The sequence below is a fragment of the Roseococcus thiosulfatophilus genome (assembly GCF_017311575.1).
Classification (GTDB): Bacteria; Pseudomonadota; Alphaproteobacteria; order Acetobacterales; family Acetobacteraceae; genus Roseococcus; species Roseococcus thiosulfatophilus.
In genome coordinates this window covers 79,666-96,241 of record NZ_JAFFQY010000001.1, presented here as the reverse complement: position 1 = coordinate 96,241, position 16,576 = coordinate 79,666, and the positions used below count along the sequence as shown (strand labels likewise).

The window sequence follows — 16,576 nt, the reverse complement described above, 5'->3', positions numbered from 1 at the left end:
TTGGCGTATCAGCCCTCAGACATAGCCGGGCCCTTCAATGGCGGGGTGGGCGCGCAGGAACGCCTCGTCGATCTCGACGCCGATGCCCGGCGCCTCCAGCGGCAGCACGCAGCCATCGGCGCCGATGCGCCAGGGCTCGCTGCCCATCTCGTCGCGGAACTTGTTGGCGCGCGAGACATCGGCCTCGAAGTATCCGCCATTGTCGATGGCGGCGAGGAGATGGATGGACGCCGCCTGGTTCACCCCCGTCATGGAGGAATGCGGGTGGACGGGAATCTTGAACGCCGATGCCATCGCCGCGATCCGCAGCGTCTCCGTGATGCCGCCGCACTTGGACAGGTCCGGCTGCCAGATGCGGATGACGTTGTCCTCCAGCACGCGGGTGAACTCGAAGCGGGTGAAGTGGTTCTCGCCCACCGCGAGCGGCACCTGGCCGAAGGCGCTGGCCTCGGCATAGGCGCGGTGGTCATGGGCGGGGAAGGGCTCCTCCAGCCAGCCGATGCCGAGGCGGTCCATCTCCGGCATCACCTGCCGCGCCTGGATGATGGAATAGCCGATATTGGCGTCGGTCAGGATGGTGAGGTCATCGCCGAACTCGGCGCGGATGGCCTCCATGCGCGCCACATCGTCGCGCACCGTGTCGCCCACCCGCAGCTTCACGGCCTTGTAGCCGGCCGCCATGTGAGGTGCCGCTTCGTCCACCAGTTCCGCCGGCGGCTGGTAGCCCAGCGCCACGCCGCCCGCATAGGCCGGGATGGGCCGCCGCGCGCCGCCCAGCAGGCGATAGAGCGGCAGCTTCAGCGCCTTGGCCTTGGCGTCCCAGATGGCCATGTCCAGACCCGACATCGCCATGGCGCAGCCCGCGCCCATGCCGTGGCTCGCCAACTGGTACTTGTAGATGCGCGCCCAGATGCCCGTGGTGTCGAAGGCGTCCATGCCGAGCACGAGCTGGCGCAGCGTCGTCTCGATCAGCTTCGCGATGGCGGTGTGCGCGCGGCCGTGATGGCTCTCGCCCCAGCCCACGATGCCGTCCTCGGTCGTCACCTTCACCATCACGGCGTCGCGCTTCACCGCCTGGCCGATGCCGAGCTTGGGCCCGCCGGGCGGCAGGGGGAAGGAGGTCGGGAAGGCCTGGATCTCGACGATCTTCATCACGCGGTTTTCCATTTCATGAGGACGTCACGGTCCACCTCGATGCCGAGGCCGGGCCCATCGGGAACCTTCACCATGCCCCGCACCTGGCGGATGGGTTCGCGCGCCAGCTCGTCGCGCAGCGGGTTGGGCGTCTGCTCGAACTCCAGCATGGGCGGCATGGGGCGGAAGGCCGGCGGCTGGTCGGGCAGGGAAGCGATGAACTGGATGGTGGCCGCGAGCCCGATGGCGCTGCCCCAGGCATGCGGCACGCATTCCACCCCGAAGGCGGAGGCCAGCGTCGCGATCTTGCGCATCTCGCTGATGCCGCCCGCCGCGCACACATCGGGCTGCACGATGTCCATGGCCTTCTTCGCGATGATGTCGCGGAAGCCCCAGCGGGTGAAGTCGTTCTCCCCGCCCGCCACCGCCATGTCCAGCGCCTGCGAGACGAGCGCGTAGCCGTCATGGTCCTCGGGGCTGATCGGCTCCTCGAACCACAGCAGGTCGAGGCTTTCCATGGCCCGGCCGAGCTGGATGGCCTGGGGCACGGTGAAGCAATGGTTCGCATCCACGGCGAGCTTCACATCGGGCCCGATCGCCTCGCGCACCGCGCGCACGCGCCGCAGGTCCAGCGCCGGGTCGCCCAGGCCGATCTTCATCTTGATGGCGCGGAAGCCGTCGGCGACATAGCCCTGCGCCTCCTCCACCGCCTCCTCGACCAGCCGGTCCATGTCGATGAAGTAGAGGCCGGTGGCATAGGCCATGATCTCGGTGCGGTAGGCGCCGCCGATCAGCTTGTGGATGGGCTGGCCCGTGGCGCGGCCCATGATGTCCCACAGCGCGATGTCGAGGCCCGAGAGCGCCGTGATGGAGAAGCCCTGCGCGCCATAGTCCTTGATGCGGTTGTAGAGGTCCTCCCAGACCACCTCCACGTCGAAGGGGTCGCGGCCCACCACGCGCGGGGCGTATTGCGTCTCGATCAGCGCCTTGTTGACGGCGGCCGGGCCGTAGCATTCGCCCCAGCCGGTGATGCCCGCATCGGTCTCGATCTCCACCACGCAGGAAGAACGCGTGGTGTAGCGCCAGCCGCGCGCGGAAACGAACGGCTTCTCGACCTTGGACTGCAGGACATGACACGTGACTTTCGTCACCTTCATCCTGATCCCTCCCCATATTTATTTGCGGGGAGGCTGGCATGCCGGCCCGGGCCTGCCTAGGGGGAAAGTTCTATCGCGCCCCGGGCGGCTTCTGCCGCAGCGTCAGCCCGGGGATCACGGCCAGGAGGCACACCAGGCCCACCACCAGGAAGGCGTCGCGGAAACCTTCCAGCGCGGCCTGCGCCTCGACCATCCGCAGCAGAAAATCCTGCGCGGCGTCGCGGCGGATCACCTCGGGCAGGCCCTCCTTCGCGTAGAGGCCTTCCAGCAGGCGGCGTGCCTCCAGCAGCGTGTCGCCGCCCTCGGTCGTGGCGGAGAGGGTCTCCGCGTGGAACTGCGTGCGCCGCTCCGTCAGGACGGAGATCAGGTTCGTGCCCAGCGCGCCGCCCAGCATCCGGAAGAAGTTGATGCCGCCCGCGCCCTGGCCCAGCAGATGCGGCGGCAGGGCGCGCATGGCGCCGACGTTCATGTTGGGCATGGTCAGGCCGAGGCCCACCCGACCCACCAGGATCCAGAAGGCCAGCTCCCAGAAGCCGGTGTCCGTGCCCACGAAGCTGATGAGCCAGCAGGAGAGGGCGAACAGCGCCAGCCCCGCGCAGATCGGCAGCCAGGGCGGCACGAAGTCCGACATGCGCCCGGCCGCGAGAAACACGAAGGCCACCGCGAAGCCAGCGGGCATGAGGATCAGCCCCGAGCGCGTGGGCGTGTAGCCCTGCACGATCTGCACCAGCAGCGGCAGCAGATAGGTCGAGCCGAAGATGGCGCCGCCATAGATGAAGGCCACCAGCGCCGCCATGGCGAAGCCCATGTGCGAGAAGACGCGCAGGTTCAGCAGCGGTGACGGGTTCACCCGCTGCCACGCGACGAATCCGATGGTCGCCACGCCCGCCGCCACCAGCTTGCCCACCACGATGTCCGAGTTCCAGCCATGGCGCTGCCCATCCGTCAGGCCCGAGAGCAGCCCGCCGATCGCCACCGCCAGCAGCAGGCAGCCGAACCAGTCCAGCGGCCGCGCGGCGCCGGTGGCGAGCCGCCCGGGCATGAAGATCAAGCCCAGCAGCAGGCCGAGGCCCGCGGTGGGCAGGCTCAGGAAGAACAGCGCGTGCCAGCCGAAGCTGTCCACCAGCACGCCGCCCAATGCGGGGCCGTTCGCGGGCGCCATCACCACCCCGAAGCTGAACAGCCCCATGGCCGTGCCGCGCCGCTCGGGCGGGAAGACCAGGAAGATGATCTGCATGGAAAGCGGCTGCAGCAGCCCCGCCGACGCCCCCTGCGCCACGCGGCTGACAATCATCAGGTTCGCATCCTCCGCCACCCCCGCCACCACGGAGGCCAGGATGAAGACGCTGATGGAGACCACATAGGTCAGGCGAAAGCCGAAGCGCTCCACCGCCCAGGCGTTCAGCAGCATGAAGCCCGTGTTGGCCGCGAGGAAGCCGGTGGCAAGCAGCTGCCCCTGTTCCTGCCCCATGCCGAGCGCGCCCATGATGTCGGGCAGCGCCACGACGACGATGGTGGAGGACAGGATGCAGGAGATGGTGCCCGTCAGCGCCGCCAGCGTCACCCACCAGCGGTAGGAGGGGCCGAAGCGGGCAAACATCTCCTCGACAGTCGGACCGCCGCGGCGTGGTGCGGGGGCGGCGGCCGTGGCGCTCATGGTCGCGCGGGAATCCCCTCGCCATCCGCCCGCGCCGTGACGCGCGCCAGCATCCCCGGCCGCAGCATGCCGGGCGGCGGCGGCGGGTCGAGCCGCACGCGCAGCGGCAGGCGCTGGGTGATGCGCGTGAAATTGCCCGAGGGGTTGGCGCTGGGCAGCAGGGCGAACTGGCTGGTCGCGGCCTCGATCAGCCGTTCCACCTCCCCCTCGAAGCGCTCTCCGGGCCAGGCGTCCACGGTGACGGTGACGCGGGTGCCCAGGCGGAAATGCCGCACCTCCGTCTCCTTCACATTGGCGTCCACCCAGACATTGGCGGGGTTGTGCACCAGGATCATGCGCTGGCCGGCCTGCACATGCTCGCCGGGTTCGAGGAAGACGCGGTTCACCACGCCGTCGAAGGGCATCCGCAGCGTGCGGTCCTCGACCTCCAGCGCGGCGCGGTCGCGCTGCACCTCCAATTCGCGCGCCTGCGGGCCCAGCGCCTCGATCTGCGCGGTGATGACGCCCATCTCCTCGCGCGCCGCCAGGGCCACGGCCATCATCGCCTCCGCGTTGCGGATGTCGGCGCCGGCGGAAAGCACACGCTGCCGGGCGGATTCCGCACCAAGGCGCAATTGCTCCAGGCGTTGGCGCGTGGCGGCGCCCGTGGCGCTCAGCCGTTCCGCGCGGTCCAGCTCGGCTTCGGCGAAGACGCGCTCGGCCTCGGCCGAGGGCAGGGCGGCGCGGGCGGCGTCGAGGCGGGCGCGCGCGGCCTCGTGCTGGCTGCGGCTGGTCTGGTCCACCAGCGCGAGCCGCGCCTCCAGCTCCGCCCGTCGCGCGGCCATCCCGGCCAGACGTGCGTCATACTGTTCGACGGCCAGCGCCGCATCCCGCGCATCCATCCGTGCCAGCAGCGCTCCCCGCGGCACGCGGTCGCCGGGCGAGACGGCGATCTCGCGCACCCAGCCCGGCGCGCGGCTGGAGAGTACGGTCATGTCCGAGCCCACGCGGGCATCGTCCAGCACCACATGGGTGAATTGCCAGTGCAGCCAGCGCAGCCCGAGGCCCAGCACCACAACGGCCACCACCATCAGCGCCACCCGGCGAACCCAGCGCCGGCGCTGGCCCGCGCGCCGTTCTGTCACCACCTCGCGCCCGGATCGCTCCGCCGGACCGATGTCCATTCCAGCATCCCTATTCGCCGGGGCGAAAGCATAGGGTCACATTCGTGGCGGGGCCAATGGTGCCCGGCCCGAAACCTGGCAACGAGGAGGGGCAGGGGGCGTTCCGAAAGGGAGGACAGGCCAACACAAAGCACGGAGACAACCCATGCAGGAAAGCTATCGCGACACCTACATCACGGGTCTCATCAACGCCCGCGCGCTGGAGGTCGAGGCCACACAGCTTCTCTCCCGCCAGATTGACCGGGTGAAGAGCTACCCGGAGGTGGAGGAGGCGCTGCGCCGGCATCTCACCGAGACCGAGCAGCAGCGGGACCGGCTGGATGCCCTGCTGGAGGCGCACGGCACGTCGCACTCCTCGGTGAAGGATTTCGTCACGGGGCTGGTGGGCAACATGGCCGCGATGGGCCATGTGCCGATGCAGGACGAGATCATCAAGAACTCGTTCGCGAACTACGCCTTCGAGCATTTCGAGATCGCGTCCTACAAGTCGCTTCTCACGCTGGCGGACCTGGCGGGCGACACGAAGGGCGCCGGCCTGCTGAAGGTCTCGCTCCAGGAGGAGCAGCGCATGGCGCAGTGGTGCGAGGACAGCCTGGAAGGCATCACGCGCAAATACGCCGCCCTCCGCGCCCAGGGCGAGAAGGCGGGCATCTGACCGTCAGCGCAGCCTGAACCACAGCGCGGCACAGAACAGGGCCACCGCCCCCCAAAGCCCCAGCAGGGCCGGGGCGGTGCCCACGGCGTCGGCCAGGAAACCCACCGCCAGCGGCACCGCCGAAAAGCCGAGATGCGCGATGACGAAGAAGCCCGCGATGGCGCGCGGCCTCTCCTGTGGCGCCCCCGCCGCCGCCAAGGCCAGGCCGCCCAGGTAGACGAAGCCATAGGCGGCCGTGCCCAACACGGCGCCGCCCAGCAACAGCAGCCACAGCATGCCGCCAAGGGTCCCCGCGATGGCGAGGCCGGAGCCCAGCACCAGCACCGGCAGGCCCACCAGCAGCGCGGGCCGCGGCGCCATGCGCCGCAACGCCTGTTGCGTGGCGGCCCCCACCAGGATCATCAGCGCCACCGCCCAGGCGCCGGCCTGCCCCTGGCCGGCGGCGGCGAGGCTGGCCGGGATGGTGGTCAGCACCACCCCCGTCAGTCCCCAGGCCGGCAGCATGCCAAGGCTCCCGGCCAGGGTGCCGCGCGGGAAGAAGGGCAGCCGCAGCCAGCCGCCCCGCGGGGCGGGAAGCGTCTCCGGCAGAGGGGCCAGCAAGGCCAGCACCGTGCCGATCAGCGCCAGATGGGCCCAGAAGACCACGGGCGGCCGCCAGTCCGGCGCCACCAGCAGGGCGAGCAGCGTGAGCAGCGAGCCGGTGCCGAAGCTCAGCGCCGTGCCGGTGGTGACGACGCCCGCCCCCAGCCGGCTGGCAGCCTCAGGGCCGCTGCCCTCACGCTCCGCCAGTTCCGCGGCCCAGGCGCCGGCGGCATTGGCCACGCAGCCCATGCCCAGCCCCTGCAACACCCGCGCGGCCGCCAGCGGCAGCAGGCCGGGCCAGAGCGCCAGCAGCAGGGTGGAGCCGCCGGTCAGCGCCAGCCCCGCCATCATGCAGCGCCGCCGGCCGATGCGGTCGGGCAGGGGGCCGAGCAGCGGCGCGGTCAGGATCAGCACGGCCGCGTAGCAGGCGAAGGCGGCCGCGAGCGGCCCGGCGCCGGCGCCCGCCGCGTACTCGGCATAGAGCGGCAGGGGCAGGGTGGTCGAAAGCCCGGCCGCGAAGACCGCGAGACCCACGCGGCGCGGGGCAGCCAGCATCAGAACCCCGTCTCGGCGCGGCAGGCGGGGTCCACCGCCTCCCAGCGGGCGCCGCGGGCCAGGTTGCGTTCCAGGCAGGCGGCATAGGCCTCGCAGGCGGCGCGGGGCCGGGCATCGGCCATGCAGGCCGCGACGAACTGCTCCTGCCAGCCCTCGGCCAGGCCGCTGGTGGAGGGCGCGGGCGCCACCAGCATCAGCGCCCCGATCAGCAGGGGCTGGTGCACCAGGTAGATCAGCAGGCTCCAGCGCCCGGCGAACACCATCCCTCGCCCCAGCCAGCCGCCCGGCCGCCAGCCCCACCAGGGCTTCGGCCCCGCCGCCACCCAGGCGCGGCCCAGCGCCACGCCGCCCAGCACCAGGGCGAGCCAGGGAAAGACCGGCACCAGGTCCGGCGAAGGGGGTGTGACGGTGGAAAGCCCCAGCCAATACCAGCCGAAGCCATTGAAGACCGGGTGCGCCAGCAGGTGCGGCCCGGCCAGCAGCACCGCCATGGCCAGCCCCAGCAGCCAGAACGGCGCGCGCAGGAAGGGCAGGGCCAGCAGGCTCGCCACCGCGATCATGTGCAGGATGCCGAAGAAGATGAAGGCCTGCGGGTTGAACCACCAGCTGCCCAGGCTGACCAGCAGCGCCGCACCCGCGATCAGGCCAAGCCGCCGCAGATACGGCTGCCAGCCCTTCCCGGCATGGGCGGCCAGCACCAGCCCCACCCCCACCAGCCCCAGGAAGGCGCCCGTGATGCCCCGCGCGAAGGCGACCCAGCCCGGATGCCGCGTCACATCCGTCGCGATCAGCCCGAACAGCGAGAGGTCCCAGGCGAAATGATAGACCACCATGGCGGCGATGGCCGCCCCCCGCGCCGCGTCCACCGCGGCGAGGCGGAAGGGCGCCATCAGCCCCGCGCCGCGGGAAGGTCGATCCAGAAGCGGCTGCCCTGCCCCTCGGTGCTGTCGAAACCCATGCGCCCCCCCATCGCCTCGGTCAGCTCGCGGGCGATGGCGAGGCCGATACCCGTCCCTTCCACCGCGCTGTGCTCGGCGCCCAGGCGGTTGAAACGCTGGAACACCTCGTCCTGGCGCCCGGCCGGGATGCCGATTCCGGTATCCGTCACCTCAAGGCGTGTCCAGCCCGTCTCCGGCCGCGCGGCGCGCAGATGCACCTCGCCGCCCTTCCGGTTATACTTGATGGCGTTGGAGAGGAGGTTGCCCAGCACCTGCTGCAGCCGCCCCCGGTCGGCCAGGATGCGGCCCTGGCCCGGGGTCACGGTCAGCGTCACCCCGGCCTTGCGGCTGGCGGGCAAGGCGACGGCGGCGGCATCGCGCATCAGCGCGGGCAGGTCCAGCGCCTCGATCCGGAGGGACACGCCGCGGTCCTCGATGCGCTTCACGTCCTGCGCGTCCTCGATCAGCCGCAGGAGCCGCTGGCCGCCCTGTTCGATCTCGCGGACATAGTCGTGTTGCAGGGGCGTCAGCGGGTGGTCGGGGTCGGTCGCGAGAAGCTGGTTGAAGCCCATGATGGCGTTGAGCGGGGTTCGCAGCTCATGCCCCATGCCCAGCAGGAAGTCGGTCTTGGCGCGGCTCGCTTCCTCCAGCCTCGCCTGGGCCTCACGGAGCTGCTCCAGCAGGCGCTCGATGGTCATGAGCAGCAGGCCGAGCAGGCCCACGGCCATGGTGGTGGGCATGGCCGCCACCGCCACGAGGAAGCCGAGATTGGCGAAGTCCGCGGGCCCCAGCAGAAGGTTGTGGTGGATGCGGATCACGAGCAACCCGGCCAGCGCCGTGAAGCCGAGCGCCGCGAAGCCCAGGCCCATCCCCGAGGCCCTGTCACGATGCACCGCCAGATTGAACAGGATCGCCGCCAGGAGGATGAGGCCGCCGAGGCTCGTCACCACGATCCGCAGCGAATTGTCCTGGGCCACCAGCACCGCCCAGGCGGCGCCGGCGCCCGCCACGACGAGGAGCAGGGCCGAGGCCTTCCACTGCGTCGGGCGCCCGAAGAAGCGGCGCAGCCCGTTCAGCAGCAGGATGCCCCCCGTCAGCCACAGCGTGGAGTTGATGACGCGGGGAATGGGCGCCAGCTGATCGAGGCCCGCCGAGAGCTGGCCGAAGGCGAAGGCGAAGAGGATGGCCGCGGTGGCCCACTCCATCGGGCCAGGCATGGGGCGCGTCAGCCGCCAGGCCACCAGAAGGGCGCCTGCCAGCGACACGTAGAACAGCGCGTTCATGACAAGGCCGGGAGACATTCTGGCGCAACAACCTGACGTGGGCCGGTCAGGATAGTCACCTTCGCATGCCTTGGACACCGGGGCGGGCAACCCTCCGCCCGGGCCGGCGTTGGCAGGGTCCGGGGATGTCGCCACGCGCCTTGATGGGCGCCGGAACCGACCCCATAGTCGAAAGGGATGGAATTCTGTCCATCCCACACAACGCACAGGAGCGAAACATGGCCTGGAAGACCCCCAAGATCGTCGAAGTGTCCCTGGCGCTGGAAATCAACAGCTACGCCTGCGCCGAGATCGGTTGAGCCCCGCCGCGGGCTTGTCGCCCCGCGGGACTGAATCAGGCCAGGAGAAGGTGCCGCGCCCATGCTGCGCATGATCGTGCTGGGCGCGGGGGCGGGTGGCGGATTTCCCCAGTGGAACTCCGCCGGTCCTGGCTGTCTGCGCGCCCGGGCGGGCGATCCCGCCGCCTTGCCGCGAACTCAGGCTTCCATCGCCGCCTCGGCCGATGGGGAGCGGTGGGTGCTGGTGAATGCCAGCCCGGATCTGCGTTCCCAGATCGCGGCCACTCCCGCACTGCACCCCCGGCCTGGGCATCTGCGCCATTCCCCCATCTCCGCCGTTCTCCTGACAGGGGGGGAGGTGGATGCGATCATGGGCCTGCTGCATCTGCGCGAACGGCATGCCTTCGAGATCTGGGGCGCGCCGCCCGCCCTCTCCGTCCTGGAGGCCAACCCCATCTTTCGCGCCGTGAACGCCGCTGTCGTCCCCCGTCGCCCCCTGCCCCTCGGGCAGGAATTTGAGGTCATGGGCTTGCGCGTCACCGCCTATGCGGTCCCCGGCAAGGTGCCTCTCTTCGCGGAGGAGGCGGGCCTCGCGGACGACGCGGCCATGGCCCCCGTGGCCGAGGATGGCGAAGCGCTGGGCCTGGCGCTTTCGGCCGGTGGTGGCACGCTGCACGTCATTCCCGGCTGCGCCATGATGACGCCCGCCCTGCGCCAGCGGCTGGCGGGCGCGGATTGCGTGCTGTTCGACGGCACCCTTTTCACCGATGACGAGATGATCCGCACCGGCGCCGGCCCCAAGACCGGCCGCCGCATGGGCCACATGCCCATGACCGGGCCGGGCGGCACGCTTCAGGCCTTCGAGGGGCTGGGCGTGCGCCGGCGCATCTTCCTGCACATCAACAACACCAACCCCGCCCTGCTGGCCGACAGCCCGGAGCGCGCGCACCTCGCCGCCGCCGGCTGGGAAGTGGCGGAGGACGGGATGGAGATTTTTGTCTGATGCTCTCGCCGGAGGAATTCGAGGCCGCGCTCCGCGCCATCGGAGACGAGCGCTACCACATCCACCATCCGTTCCATCACCTGCTGCATGACGGGAAGCTGTCCAAGGCGCAGGTCCAGGCCTGGGCGCTGAACCGCTACTACTACCAGGCCTCCATCCCGGCGAAGGACGCCTCGCTGTTGGCGCGCCTCCCCACCACCGACCTGCGCCGCGAATGGCGCCGCCGCCTCGAGGACCATGACGGCGACGGCAGCGCGCCAGGCGGCGTCGAGCGCTGGCTGGCGCTCACCGACGGGCTGGGGCTCGACCGCGACTACGTCGTGTCGCTGCGCGGCCTTCTGCCCGGCACGCGCTTCGCCGTGGACGCCTATGTGCGCTTCGTGCGCGAGCGTTCGGTGCTGGAGGCCATCGCCTCCTCGCTGACCGAGATGTTCTCCACCAACATCATCCGGCTGCGCGTGGCCGGCATGCTCCGGAACTATGATTTCGTGAGCGAGGAAACGCTGGCCTATTTCAAGCCGCGCCTGACCCAGGCGCCGCAGGATGTGGCCTTCGCTCTCGACTATGTGAAGCGCTACGCCGACACGGCCGGGAAGCAGGAAGCCTGCCTCGATGCGCTGCGCTTCAAATGCGACCTGCTCTGGGCGCAGCTCGACGCGCTGCATCTGGCTTATGTGGAGCCTGGGCTGATCCCGCCCGGCGCCTTCGTGCCGGAGGGGCATGTGGCGCAGCGGTCCGCGCGGTTGGCATGAGCGCCACCGATTCACGCCTCCGGGCTTGTGCCCTCCGGCGATCGGGGGCGGCATGAGCGCCACCGATTCCCGCCTCCGGGCTGATGCCCTCCGGCGATCGGAGGCGGCATGACCCCCCGCTTCGCCCCTGGCGTCCGCCTACAGGAGGACCGCGCCCGCAACCGCTGGATGGTCATGGCGCCGGAGCGCATGTTCCTGCCGGACGAGACGGCGCTGGCCGTGCTGCGCTTGGTGGATGGCGCGCGGGACGAGGCCGCCATCGTGGCCGCGCTGGCCGAGCAATACGCGGCACCCGCCGAGGTCATCGCCGCCGATGTGCGCGCGCTGCTGGAGGACCTCCGCGCCCGGGGGGCGGTGACGTGGTAGACGCCCCGCTCGCCCTGCTGGCGGAGCTGACCCATCGCTGCCCGCTGCGCTGCCCCTACTGCTCCAACCCAATGGAGCTGGCGCGGGCGGCCGCCGAACTCACCACTGCCGAATGGGCGCGCGTCGTCGAGGAGGCGGCCGCATTGGGCTGCCTGCAGGTGCATCTCTCGGGCGGGGAGCCGACCGCGCGGCGGGACATCGTGGAGATCACGGCCGCCGCCCGCGCGGCGGGCCTTTACACCAATCTCATCACGGCCGGCGTCCTGCTCGATGCGGGGCTGATGGAGCGGCTGGTCGCGGCGGGCCTCGACCATGTGCAGCTCTCGGTGCAGGACGCGGACGAGGCCGGCGCCGAGCGCATCGGCGGCCTCAAGGGCGCGCATGCGGCCAAGGCCCGTGCGGCGGCGCTCGTGCGCGCGGCGGGCCTGCCGCTGACGCTCAATGCCGTGGTCCACCGCCAGAACCTGCACAACCTGCCCGCTTTGGTGGAGCGCGCGCTGGAATGGGGTGCCGCGCGGCTCGAGGTCGCGCATGTGCAGTATTACGGCTGGGCGCTGGCCAATCGCGACGCGCTGCTGCCCACGCGCGCGCAGCTGGACGAGGCGACGCGCGTGGTGGATGCCGCGCGCGTGGCACACAAGGGGCGCCTGGTCATCGACTATGTGGTGCCGGATTACCACGCGACGCGGCCCAAGGCCTGCATGGGCGGCTGGGGGCGGCGCTTCCTCGGCGTCTCGCCCGCCGGCAACATCCTGCCCTGCCATGCCGCGGAAAGCCTGACAGGCCTCACCTTCCCCAATGCGCGCGAGACGAGCCTCGCCGCCGCCTGGGCCGACAGCCCCGCCTTCAACGCTTTCCGCGGCACCGCCTGGATGCCCGAGCCCTGCCAAAGCTGCGACCGGCGCGAGGTGGATTGGGGCGGCTGCCGCTGCCAGGCCTTCGCCCTCACCGGCGATGCGGCGGCGACGGACCCCGCCTGCGCCCTTTCGCCCCATCACGGGTTGTTGCAGGCGGCGGTGACGCACGCGGAGGGTGAGGCGTTCCGCTATCGGCAATATGGCCGGGCGCGCTGACCGTTCACGCCCCTTGCGGGGCACCGCCTGCCGCCCTTCTAGTCATGGCAACCGCCAATAAACCGGAGGGACCCATGACCACGAAGATCATCCCCGCGCTGGCCGGCGCGGCACTCCTGCTGGCGCCGGGCTTGGCTCTCGCGCAGGGCGCGCCGCCGCCGGCCTGGGCGCAGGGCCGCTCGCCCGAGATGGCCAACTCCACCCTGGCCCCCCATGCCGGGCGCCTGACCGTGACGCCGCCCGACCAGCTTCCCACCGCGCAGCTTCGCGTGCCGGAGGGCTTCCAGGTGGAGCTCTGGGCGCATGGCCTGCCCGGCGCGCGCGTCATGGTGCGTGGCCCCAACGGCACCATCTTCGTGGGCACCCGCGGCATCGGCCGCGTCTATGCGGTGCGCGAGGAGGGGGGCGAGCGCCGGGTCAGCACCTTCATGCAGGGGCTCCAGCAGCCCTCCGGCCTCGCCATCCGCGAGGGCGCGCTCTACATCTCGGCCATCAACCGCATGCTGCGCGTGGACAATGTCGAGCAGAACCTGTCCAACCCGCAGCCGGTGGACCTGACGGCCGCCTTCAACCTGCCCGAGGCGCCGCACCATGGCTGGACGCACATCGCCTTCGGGCCCGATGGGCGCCTCTACCTGCCGCGCGGCGTGCCCTGCAACATCTGCGACACGGATGGCGAGCGCTACGCCCTGATCGCGAGCTTCAACCCCGACGGTACGGATCGGCGCATCGAGGCGCGGGGCGTGCGCAACTCCGTGGGCTTCGACTTCCACTCCCGCACCGGCCAGCTCTGGTTCTCCAACCACGGGCGCGACTGGGCGGGCAATGACAACCCCTCCGACACGCTGCACGTGAACCTGCGGCGCGGCGAGCATCACGGCTTCCCCTGGTGCGCCAGCGGCTGGCAGGACCCGGCGGTGAGCGGCCGTCTGTGCAGCGAGTTCCCGCCGCCCGCGCTGATCCTGGGGCCGCATGTGGCGCCCATCGGCACGCATTTCTACACGGGCACCGCCTTCCCCGAGCGGTATCGCAACGCGCTCTTCATCGCCAACCGCGGCTCCTGGAACCGTGAGCGCCTGGCGGGCTACGAGGTGGTGGTGGTGCGCGAGGAAGAAGGCGGCCGCCTGGTGCAGGAACCCTTCCTGACCGGCTTCCGCGATGACAAGAACCAGCGCTTCCGCGGCCGTCCGGCCGGCGTGATGACCATGCCCGATGGTTCGCTGCTCGTCTCCGATGAGCAGAACGGCGCCATCTTCCGCATCACCTACCGGCGCTGATGCGGGCGCTGACCTACCTCGCGGCGGCCCTGCTGGCCGCCGCGACCCCTGCCTGGGCCGGGGATGCCACACGCGGCGCCGCCCTGGCCGAGGCGCGCAACTGCGCCGCCTGCCACGGGGCGAACGGCATCAGCGCCGTGCCGCTGATGCCCTCCCTGGCCGGGCAGCAGGCGGAGTTCCTCCTGGTCCAGATCATCATGTTCCGCGAGGGGCTGCGCCCGGTGCCCGCCATGATGGAGCCCGCCCGCGGCCTGACGGATGCCGAGATCGAGGACCTCGCGGCCTTCTATGCCGCGCTGCCCTCGGGGCCCGCCGCCACCGATCCGCGCAACGAGGCGCTGGCCGCGCGCGGCGCCGAACTTTCGGCCGCCCGCAATTGCGCCACGTGCCACCGCCCGGACTATTCGGGCCAGGCCCAGGTGCCGCGCATCAACCACCAGCGCGAGGATTTCCTGGTGCACACCCTCGCCGAATACCGCGACAATTTGCGCGTGGGCATGGACACGCAGATGAACGGCGTGATGCACGGCATGACCAACGCGGACATCCGCGCCATCGCGCATTATCTCGCGCATCGCTGACGGGGGCGGCATCCCGGCACCCGCCACGGCGTTCTCCCCAGGCATTTCTAGGGGAAGACGGCCATGGCGATCAACCTGCGCAACATCCTGGAGCAGATGATGGGCCCCGGCGCGGCGGGGCCGACCCCTGGCGCGCGTCCGGGCGAGGCGCCGCCGGGCACAGGCCCGATGGGCAACATGTTCGGCGGGTCCCTGGGCGACATGCTGGGTCGCATCCGCCCGCCCGCCACGGGCGGCCAGGCCGCCGCCGCCGGTGGGTTGCTGGGCGCGGTGCTGGGCGGCGGCCTCGCGCGCACCGGGGGCATGGCGTTGCTCGGGCTCCTCGCCCACCGCGCCTATTCCCAGTGGCAGGCGCAGCAGGCTGGCGCGGTCCAGACCCCCGCCGAGGCCGATTTCGCGCAGCCCGACGCGGCCGACAGCGCCGGCAAGCCCTTCGGCCTCTCCCTCATCCGCGCCATGGTCGCCGCCGCACGCGCCGATGGCTCGCTCGATGCCGGGGAACGTGAGCGCATCTTCGCCGAGGCTGAGCGGCTCGACCTTTCGGATGAGGAGAAGGGCGAGATCTTCGGCATTCTCGAAACCCCGGCCGATCCGCGCGCGGTGGCGGCGCTGGCCGCGACGCCGGCACAGGGGGCGGAGCTTTACCTCGCCTCCGCCATGGCCATGGGCACGACGCACAACGCCTCGGAACGCGCCTATCTGGGCGCGCTGGCCAGCGCGCTCCGCCTGCCGCCCGAGTTGCGCGCCCAGCTCGACGCCCAGCTGCGCGAGGCGGCGGGGGAGGGGGCCTAGCCCAGCGCCTCCGCCGCCCGCAGCGCCGCCCGCCATCGCCAGCCGATCCATAGTGTCGCCGCCAGGCCGAAGCAGGCGAAGAGCGTGGCCGTTGGTGCGAAGCCCATCCAGGCGACGCCGATTCCGGCCAGCAGCAGCCCCATGGGCAGGCCGTAGATGGCCAGCATCCGCAGGCCCATGACGCGCCCGCGGAAGGCGGGTGCCGTGATGCGCAGGATCAGCACCGAGAGCGGCACCATGCACAGGCTCTGCAAAAACCCGGTCAGCAGCAGCAGCACCATGCCGAGCATTGCCACCTCGATCCAGGCATAGACCAGCAGCAGCGCGAACCACAGCGCGGCCGAGGCCAGCATCAGCCGCGCGGGCCAGGGCCCCACCCCGCCGAACCCGATCAGCAGCGACCCCAGCAACGCTCCGCCCGAGAAGCAGGCGAAGAGCGTGCCGAGCCCCGTCTGTTCCAGCCCGTAGATGTCGCGCGCCACATGGGGCAGCAGCCCGCCCGTCAGCGGATAGGCCGCGAAATTTGTCAGGCAGGCCAAGGCCAGCAGGGCGATCAGCGCGGGGTGGTCCCGCGCGTGGCCCATGCCGGCGGCGAGTTCCCCCCAGATGGCGCGCGCCGAAGCAGCCACGCGGCCCGCGGCGTCGGGCGGCACCTCGCGGATGCCGAGCGCCAGCAACAGGCTCACCGCATAAAGGCAGGTCACCGCCAGGTAGGCGGGGCCCATGCCAAGCCATGCCACCAGGCCCGCGCCCGTCAGCGCCCCCACGACCCGCGCGCCATCCATGCTGACGCGCTCCACACCGAGCGCGCGCGGCAGCAGCGCGGGCGGCATGGTGGCGCCGATCAGCGCATTGCGCACACCGATGTCGGAGGGCCGCACCAGCCCCATCAGGAAGGCCATCACGAAGACGGCCACCACGCCGAGGTTCCCGGTCAGCGCCAGCGTCGCCAGCACCGCCGCCTGCACCACGTAGAAGCCGCGCATGGCCAGCAGCACCCGCCGCTGCCCCACCCGGTCACCCGCCACGCCATAGAGGGGTGAGATCAGGGTGCCCAGGAACTGCAGCGCGCCAAAGAGGGTGAGGGCCACGACGGAACCCGTCTCCACCAGCACGAACCAGGCCAGCAGAAGGGTCTCCATCTCGAAGGCCCAGGAGGTGGCGAGGTCGGACGGCCATTGGAAGCGGAAGCTGCGCTGGCTGAAGGGCGAGCGGGGTGGTGGCGCCGCTGGGCGCGTGGCCCCGGCCTGCCGCATGGGTCTCCTCCACGGCACGCCAGGGGGCGCGCCTTTGGCAGAACTTTAGTCACCGGGACGGCGGGCGGAAGGGG

General features: G+C 71.3%; 17 protein-coding genes. 9 read left to right on the top strand and 8 right to left on the bottom strand.

The window, feature by feature from the left end; translation table 11 throughout:
* Window positions 1-15 precede the first annotated feature (15 nt).
* From JTN19_RS00465 to JTN19_RS00450, 4 genes are all read right to left on the bottom strand, one after another.
* Entirely contained in the window at window positions 16-1,152 is a 1,137-nt protein-coding gene (locus tag JTN19_RS00465) for a mandelate racemase/muconate lactonizing enzyme family protein (protein ID WP_206928895.1), read from the bottom strand.
* The gene (locus JTN19_RS00460) at window positions 1,152-2,291 is read right to left on the bottom strand and encodes a mandelate racemase/muconate lactonizing enzyme family protein (RefSeq protein ID WP_206928893.1); all 1,140 of its coding nucleotides are present in this window, start codon (window positions 2,289-2,291) and stop codon (window positions 1,152-1,154) included. Before JTN19_RS00460 ends, JTN19_RS00465 begins: the two co-directional genes overlap by 1 nt.
* Before the next feature lie 70 nt (window positions 2,292-2,361).
* Entirely contained in the window at window positions 2,362-3,948 is a 1,587-nt protein-coding gene (locus JTN19_RS00455; RefSeq protein ID WP_206928885.1) for a DHA2 family efflux MFS transporter permease subunit, read from the bottom strand.
* Entirely contained in the window at window positions 3,945-5,111 is a 1,167-nt protein-coding gene (locus JTN19_RS00450; RefSeq protein WP_206928876.1) for an HlyD family secretion protein, read from the bottom strand. Before JTN19_RS00450 ends, JTN19_RS00455 begins: the two co-directional genes overlap by 4 nt.
* A 145-nt stretch (window positions 5,112-5,256) precedes the next feature.
* On the opposite strand from JTN19_RS00450, the gene JTN19_RS00445 reads away from it, so the two are divergent.
* Window positions 5,257-5,766: a ferritin-like domain-containing protein gene (locus JTN19_RS00445; RefSeq protein WP_206928874.1), complete on the top strand. Its 510-nt coding sequence runs from the start codon at window positions 5,257-5,259 to the stop codon at window positions 5,764-5,766.
* Between the two features lie 3 nt (window positions 5,767-5,769).
* On the opposite strand, the gene JTN19_RS00440 is transcribed toward JTN19_RS00445, so the two are convergent.
* Genes JTN19_RS00440 through JTN19_RS00430 form a run of 3 tightly spaced genes read right to left on the bottom strand, consistent with a single transcriptional unit; the run spans window position 5,770 to window position 9,124 of the window.
* Entirely contained in the window at window positions 5,770-6,903 is a 1,134-nt protein-coding gene (locus tag JTN19_RS00440; RefSeq protein ID WP_206928872.1) for an MFS transporter, read from the bottom strand.
* Window positions 6,903-7,793, bottom strand: coding sequence for a DUF1624 domain-containing protein (locus tag JTN19_RS00435; RefSeq protein ID WP_206928870.1), 891 nt, complete (start codon window positions 7,791-7,793; stop codon window positions 6,903-6,905). The genes JTN19_RS00440 and JTN19_RS00435 overlap by 1 nt, the downstream gene beginning before the upstream one ends.
* Complete coding sequence (locus JTN19_RS00430; protein WP_206928868.1) at window positions 7,793-9,124, bottom strand: sensor histidine kinase; 1,332 nt, start codon at window positions 9,122-9,124, stop codon at window positions 7,793-7,795. Before JTN19_RS00430 ends, JTN19_RS00435 begins: the two co-directional genes overlap by 1 nt.
* Window positions 9,125-9,249: 125 nt before the next feature.
* Between JTN19_RS00430 and pqqA the strand changes: the two genes are divergently transcribed.
* The 8 genes from pqqA (at window position 9,250) to JTN19_RS00390 (ending at window position 15,246) form a co-directional block, all read left to right on the top strand.
* Window positions 9,250-9,423, top strand: coding sequence for a pyrroloquinoline quinone precursor peptide PqqA (gene pqqA / locus JTN19_RS00425; protein WP_206928866.1), 174 nt, complete (start codon window positions 9,250-9,252; stop codon window positions 9,421-9,423).
* A 61-nt stretch (window positions 9,424-9,484) separates the two neighbouring features.
* The gene (gene pqqB / locus JTN19_RS00420; protein WP_206928864.1) at window positions 9,485-10,405 is read left to right on the top strand and encodes a pyrroloquinoline quinone biosynthesis protein PqqB; all 921 of its coding nucleotides are present in this window, start codon (window positions 9,485-9,487) and stop codon (window positions 10,403-10,405) included.
* The gene (pqqC, locus tag JTN19_RS00415; protein WP_206928862.1) at window positions 10,405-11,157 is read left to right on the top strand and encodes a pyrroloquinoline-quinone synthase PqqC; all 753 of its coding nucleotides are present in this window, start codon (window positions 10,405-10,407) and stop codon (window positions 11,155-11,157) included. Before pqqB ends, pqqC begins: the two co-directional genes overlap by 1 nt.
* Before the next feature lie 108 nt (window positions 11,158-11,265).
* Complete coding sequence (gene pqqD / locus JTN19_RS00410; RefSeq protein WP_206928861.1) at window positions 11,266-11,523, top strand: pyrroloquinoline quinone biosynthesis peptide chaperone PqqD; 258 nt, start codon at window positions 11,266-11,268, stop codon at window positions 11,521-11,523.
* Entirely contained in the window at window positions 11,517-12,596 is a 1,080-nt protein-coding gene (gene pqqE, locus JTN19_RS00405) for a pyrroloquinoline quinone biosynthesis protein PqqE (RefSeq protein WP_206928852.1), read from the top strand. The genes pqqD and pqqE overlap by 7 nt, the downstream gene beginning before the upstream one ends.
* A 74-nt stretch (window positions 12,597-12,670) precedes the next feature.
* Window positions 12,671-13,873: a PQQ-dependent sugar dehydrogenase gene (locus JTN19_RS00400; RefSeq protein ID WP_206928851.1), complete on the top strand. Its 1,203-nt coding sequence runs from the start codon at window positions 12,671-12,673 to the stop codon at window positions 13,871-13,873.
* A complete protein-coding gene (locus tag JTN19_RS00395) occupies window positions 13,873-14,454 on the top strand; it encodes a c-type cytochrome (protein WP_206928849.1) in 582 nt (193 codons plus the stop codon). The genes JTN19_RS00400 and JTN19_RS00395 overlap by 1 nt, the downstream gene beginning before the upstream one ends.
* 63 nt (window positions 14,455-14,517) lie before the next feature.
* Window positions 14,518-15,246, top strand: coding sequence for a tellurite resistance TerB family protein (locus JTN19_RS00390; protein ID WP_206928847.1), 729 nt, complete (start codon window positions 14,518-14,520; stop codon window positions 15,244-15,246).
* Here JTN19_RS00390 and JTN19_RS00385 read toward each other — a convergent pair.
* Complete coding sequence (locus JTN19_RS00385; protein ID WP_206928845.1) at window positions 15,243-16,502, bottom strand: MFS transporter; 1,260 nt, start codon at window positions 16,500-16,502, stop codon at window positions 15,243-15,245. The genes JTN19_RS00390 and JTN19_RS00385 overlap by 4 nt on opposite strands.
* Window positions 16,503-16,576 lie beyond the last annotated feature (74 nt).

Bases quoted from the DNA above. Each gene is read 5' to 3' on its own strand.
- JTN19_RS00465 (WP_206928895.1), bottom strand. From the start codon at position 1,152: ATGAAGATCGTCGAGATCCAGGCCTTCCCGACCTCCTTCCCCCTGCCG.
- JTN19_RS00460 (WP_206928893.1), bottom strand. From the start codon at position 2,291: ATGAAGGTGACGAAAGTCACGTGTCATGTCCTGCAGTCCAAGGTCGAG.
- JTN19_RS00455 (WP_206928885.1), bottom strand. From the start codon at position 3,948: ATGAGCGCCACGGCCGCCGCCCCCGCACCACGCCGCGGCGGTCCGACT.
- JTN19_RS00450 (WP_206928876.1), bottom strand. From the start codon at position 5,111: ATGGACATCGGTCCGGCGGAGCGATCCGGGCGCGAGGTGGTGACAGAA.
- JTN19_RS00445 (WP_206928874.1), top strand. From the start codon at position 5,257: ATGCAGGAAAGCTATCGCGACACCTACATCACGGGTCTCATCAACGCC.
- JTN19_RS00440 (WP_206928872.1), bottom strand. From the start codon at position 6,903: ATGCTGGCTGCCCCGCGCCGCGTGGGTCTCGCGGTCTTCGCGGCCGGG.
- JTN19_RS00435 (WP_206928870.1), bottom strand. From the start codon at position 7,793: ATGGCGCCCTTCCGCCTCGCCGCGGTGGACGCGGCGCGGGGGGCGGCC.
- JTN19_RS00430 (WP_206928868.1), bottom strand. From the start codon at position 9,124: ATGAACGCGCTGTTCTACGTGTCGCTGGCAGGCGCCCTTCTGGTGGCC.
- pqqA (WP_206928866.1), top strand. From the start codon at position 9,250: ATGTCGCCACGCGCCTTGATGGGCGCCGGAACCGACCCCATAGTCGAA.
- pqqB (WP_206928864.1), top strand. From the start codon at position 9,485: ATGCTGCGCATGATCGTGCTGGGCGCGGGGGCGGGTGGCGGATTTCCC.
- pqqC (WP_206928862.1), top strand. From the start codon at position 10,405: ATGCTCTCGCCGGAGGAATTCGAGGCCGCGCTCCGCGCCATCGGAGAC.
- pqqD (WP_206928861.1), top strand. From the start codon at position 11,266: ATGACCCCCCGCTTCGCCCCTGGCGTCCGCCTACAGGAGGACCGCGCC.
- JTN19_RS00400 (WP_206928851.1), top strand. From the start codon at position 12,671: ATGACCACGAAGATCATCCCCGCGCTGGCCGGCGCGGCACTCCTGCTG.
- JTN19_RS00395 (WP_206928849.1), top strand. From the start codon at position 13,873: ATGCGGGCGCTGACCTACCTCGCGGCGGCCCTGCTGGCCGCCGCGACC.
- JTN19_RS00390 (WP_206928847.1), top strand. From the start codon at position 14,518: ATGGCGATCAACCTGCGCAACATCCTGGAGCAGATGATGGGCCCCGGC.
- JTN19_RS00385 (WP_206928845.1), bottom strand. From the start codon at position 16,502: ATGCGGCAGGCCGGGGCCACGCGCCCAGCGGCGCCACCACCCCGCTCG.